This is a genomic window from Streptomyces sp. NPDC041108 (genome assembly GCF_055592645.1).
The window spans coordinates 543,343-547,414 of record NZ_JBVIYK010000005.1; the positions used below are offsets into that span (position 1 = coordinate 543,343).

At 71.3% G+C, this 4,072-nt stretch carries 5 protein-coding genes; 4 read left to right on the plus strand and 1 reads right to left on the minus strand.

Going from position 1 to position 4,072, the window contains the following annotated elements:
• Positions 1–129: 129 nt before the first annotated feature.
• Positions 130–1,047, minus strand: a complete 918-nt coding sequence (locus tag ACZ6BB_RS18145; RefSeq protein ID WP_471616147.1) for an AbfB domain-containing protein — start codon at positions 1,045–1,047, stop codon at positions 130–132.
• A 295-nt stretch (positions 1,048–1,342) separates the two neighbouring features.
• On the opposite strand from ACZ6BB_RS18145, the gene ACZ6BB_RS18150 reads away from it, so the two are divergent.
• The 4 genes from ACZ6BB_RS18150 (at position 1,343) to ACZ6BB_RS18165 (ending at position 3,896) form a co-directional block, all read left to right on the plus strand.
• On the plus strand, positions 1,343–1,663 hold the full coding sequence (locus tag ACZ6BB_RS18150) for a DMT family transporter (protein ID WP_471616148.1): 321 nt from the start codon (positions 1,343–1,345) through the stop codon (positions 1,661–1,663).
• Positions 1,663–2,199, plus strand: coding sequence for a TetR/AcrR family transcriptional regulator (locus ACZ6BB_RS18155; protein ID WP_471616149.1), 537 nt, complete (start codon positions 1,663–1,665; stop codon positions 2,197–2,199). Before ACZ6BB_RS18150 ends, ACZ6BB_RS18155 begins: the two co-directional genes overlap by 1 nt.
• Positions 2,200–2,550: 351 nt before the next feature.
• Complete coding sequence (dapD, locus tag ACZ6BB_RS18160; RefSeq protein ID WP_210551443.1) at positions 2,551–3,540, plus strand: 2,3,4,5-tetrahydropyridine-2,6-dicarboxylate N-succinyltransferase; 990 nt, start codon at positions 2,551–2,553, stop codon at positions 3,538–3,540.
• A gap of 131 nt (positions 3,541–3,671) precedes the next feature.
• The gene (locus tag ACZ6BB_RS18165; RefSeq protein ID WP_471616150.1) at positions 3,672–3,896 is read left to right on the plus strand and encodes a hypothetical protein; all 225 of its coding nucleotides are present in this window, start codon (positions 3,672–3,674) and stop codon (positions 3,894–3,896) included.
• Positions 3,897–4,072: the final 176 nt, after the last annotated feature.

The following is a 4,072-nucleotide window of genomic DNA, read 5'->3' on the forward strand; positions in this document are numbered from 1 at the left end:
ACCCCCGAGTAACACAACCGCAGGCCCCTTTCCTTTCCCCCCTCCCCCGCCCCGTCAAAGGCTCCCCCCCCCCGTCCACCACCCCCCCCCCCGTCCCCCACACCCCTGTCCGCGTGCTGTACCGGCCGCTCAGGCCAGTCCCTTGACCAGACGGAAGCCGGTCTCCATCCAGTACTGCTGGTTGTGCTCGTAGCGTTCCAGGCGGAGCTGGTTGTAGCGGAAGCGGATGTAGTGGTTCGGGTAGTTCACCGACTCCAGCCCGATCACGTCCGTCTGCTCGTTGCGGGGGCAGAAGGTGGCGTCCCGCTTGAAGAGCTGGGAGCCGTCGTCGTAGGACGCGCGCAGCACGAAGTTCTGGTGCCGCGCGTATCGGCCGTCCTTCAGGCGGAAGGAGTAGCAGGAGGACTTCGCGAGGCCGGAGACGACCGTGAACGAGGAGTCCTGGCGGGTCCAGCGGTCGCTGGTGCCGTTCACCTGATCCAACTGGATCAGGCCGTCGCGCAGGTGCCAGTACCGGTCCCGGAAGGAGGCGGACTGTACGGACTTGAGCCGGGTGGTGGCGCTCGGCTTCTTGCTGGGCTCCGGCGACTTCGCCCCGCCCTGCTGGCTCTCCGACGAGTCGGGTTCCTCGTCGTCCTTGCCCTTGCCCTTGTCCTTGCTCTCGCCCTTGCCCTTCCCGGCGGCGCCCTTCTCGCCGTCGCCTTCGGCGCCCTGCGGCTCCGACAGACCGCTCTTGCCGTCCGGTGCCGAGGTCGCGGCGGGAGACGTGGGCGGGAGGGACACGGTGGGGACGCGGTCGTCGTCGGCGGCGGTGGTGCGGCCGTTCTTCTCCGACGAGTCGTCAGGCCCCGAGCTCTGCAGGGTGATCGCCGTCACGCAGGAGGAGACCACGGCGAGAGCGAGGGCGCCGGCCAGCCACAGGCGGCGGGTGCCCGGTATGCGGGTGTCGTTCGGGGCGACCCCGGTCTCCCACACCTTCGCGGATCTGAGGATCGGAAGGCTGGGCGGGGTCTGGTCCGGATCGGGTCCGGGCTTAGTCGGCGGCATGCGCGGTTCCCTCGGCGTCGCCACAGGCGGACGCAAATTCGTCATGCGGATCAGGGAGGGTGGTACGTGTCACCGGTGTGTGCAAACCCTGGCGGTCGTCACGCATCCGGGAGATTGACCGTTGAAACAGTAGTTCACCAAGTGATGTGCGGGGAGCCCTTTCAGTGAGCGCTTCCATAACGGAACGGCCCCGAAACGGGGGCCTCTTGAGGGTCGGCGGCGGCCAATTCCGCCCATAAGCGCGCCTGTACACCCGATGTGTACAACCGTACATATGATGTGTACGCTCGTACACATGGGATATCTGTTGCTCGCCGGCGCCATAGCCGCCGAAGTGGCCGCCACCACCGCCATGAAGTACAGCGAAGGCTTCAGCAAGTTGTGGCCGTCGCTGGTGACCGGTGTGGGGTACCTCGTCTCCTTCGTCCTGCTCGCCCAGGCGTTGAAGTCGATGTCCATCGGCACGGCGTACGCGATCTGGTCCGGCGTCGGCACCGCGGCCGTCGCCGCGCTCGGTCTGGTGCTCTTCGGGGAGGGGCTGAGCTACGCCAAGGTCGCCGGGATCGTGCTGATCGTCGCGGGAGTGGTGGTGCTGAACCTGGGAGGCGCCCACTGATGGCCCGGCGTTACGACCCCGAGCGGCGACAGCGGATCATCGACGCCGCGATCCGGGTCGTCGCGGACCGGGGTATCACCGGGCTGAGCCACCGGAGCGTGGCCGCCGAGGCGGACGTACCGCTCGGCTCGACGACGTACCACTTCAAGACCCTCGACGACCTGATGGTCGCCGCGCTGCGCCAGGCCAACGAGCGCTTCGCCAGGAGCGTCGCGGCGCGCGAGGCCCTGCGGGACCCCGGCACCGACCTCGCCGCCGAACTGGCCGCGCTGTGCGGCGAATGGTTCACCGGCGGCCGGACGGGCCTGGAGGTGGAGTACGAGCTGTACCTCGCCGCACTGCGCCGGCCCGCGCTGCGCCCCGTCGCCGACGAATGGGGCCGCGCCTTCGCCGACTGCCTGGCCCGCCGCACCGACCCGGTGACCGCGCGGGCTCTGGTCGCGCTGGTCGACGGCATCTGTCTGCAGGTCCTGTTGACGGGGGCGGCCTTTGACGACGAGTACGCGCGGGAGGTGCTGGCGCGGGTCATTCCCTGAGGGGCCGGTAGGCGGCCCGGCGGCCCGGGGACGGCGCGGCCGACGACATCACCGCGCAACCGCCCACCTGCCCGGTGCCGGCGAGGTCGAGCCGCCCAGGGGGACGGCAGGGCCGTACCGCACGCCGGCCGCTGTGCCGGGCCTCGCTGTCGTGGACACGCGGTGCCCGACGGGCCCGGGCCCCCTCGTGTCCGTGCGGCCCCGCCCCAGGGAGGCGGGTGGGCCGCCGCGCCTCGCCTCCCGTGGCCGGAGGGGCGCCGCCCGGCACCGTATGTCCGTAAAGTGCCCGGCCCCTGAGACGGCCGCGCCATGGGTTGGCCCGTACCGCCTCCGGGCGGTTAGGTTGCCCTCATGACCGACACGACTGCTCCCCGCTCCACCGGCGCCGTGGCCGCCGGCCTCGCCACGATCGCCGCCGACGGCACCGTTCTCGACACCTGGTTCCCCGCGCCCGAGCTGGCCGCCGAGCCGGGCCCCTCCGGCACCGAGCGGCTGACCGCCGAGCGGGCCGCGGAGCTGCTGGGCGGTGGCGCGACCGCCGCGCTCGGTCAGGACGCGCGCCGGGGCGTCGAGGTCGTCGCGGTCCGCACGGTCATCTCCTCGCTCGACGAGAAGCCGCTCGACACGCACGACGCCTACCTGCGCCTCCACCTGCTCTCCCACCGGCTGGTCAAGCCGCACGGCCAGAGCCTGGACGGCGTGTTCGGCCTCCTCGCCAACGTCGCCTGGACCTCGCTCGGCCCGGTCGCCGTCGACGACATCGAGAAGGTGCGCCTCAACGCCCGCGCCGAGGGCCTGCACCTCCAGGTCACCTCGATCGACAAGTTCCCGCGCATGACGGACTACGTAGCCCCCAAGGGCGTCCGGATCGCCGACGCCGACCGCGTCCGTCTCGGCGCGCACCTCGCCGAGGGCACCACGGTCATGCACGAGGGCTTCGTCAACTTCAACGCGGGCACCCTCGGCACGTCCATGGTCGAGGGCCGGATCTCCGCCGGTGTCGTCGTCGGCGACGGCTCGGACATCGGCGGCGGCGCCTCCACCATGGGCACGCTCTCCGGCGGCGGCAACGTCATCATCTCCATCGGCGAGCGCTGCCTGGTCGGCGCCGAGGCGGGCGTCGGCATCGCGCTGGGCGACGAGTGCGTCGTCGAGGCCGGCCTCTACGTCACCGCCGGCACCCGCGTCACCATGCCCGACGGACAGGTCGTCAAGGCCCGCGACCTCTCCGGCGCCTCGAACATCCTCTTCCGCCGCAACTCGGTCACCGGCACGGTCGAGGCCCGCCCGAACAACGCGGTCTGGGGCGGCCTGAACGAGATCCTCCACAGCCACAACTGACCCCCACGGCCCCACGTACGGGTTACTCGGCGTGACCTTCGGGCTGTTCCGGCAGATGTACGGGCGGACACGGAGTCCGATCAGCTGCCGAGCCGACGAAATGAGGGGCCGACGAGATGAGGGGCCGAGGGATGAGGAACGACCGGGCGAGGAGCGCGGCGCGCATGGTCACGGGGGTGCTGGCCGGGGCGACGCTGTGCTGGCTTCCCGCCGGGGCCGCGCACGCGGACGAGACCAACACCTCCTCGCACAACGGCCCCCGCATCGGGCTCGTCAACGTCGGCCAGGTCGACGACCCGATGGAGGACGTGCTGGAGCACACCCTGCTGTTCGGTGACGGGTACCGCTGGGGCTGACCCGGCCGTCGTCGCGAATCCGGGCCCGTACGCGCAGACGCGCGTACGGGCCCGGGGGCGTTTTCCTGTGCCCCCACAACCTTCTTCCCCCGGGGTGGGATAGCCCGGCGCGGGTCCACGCGTCCCTAGGGGGACAAAGGGGGGACACAGGGCACACCAGGGAAGAGAAGGTGACG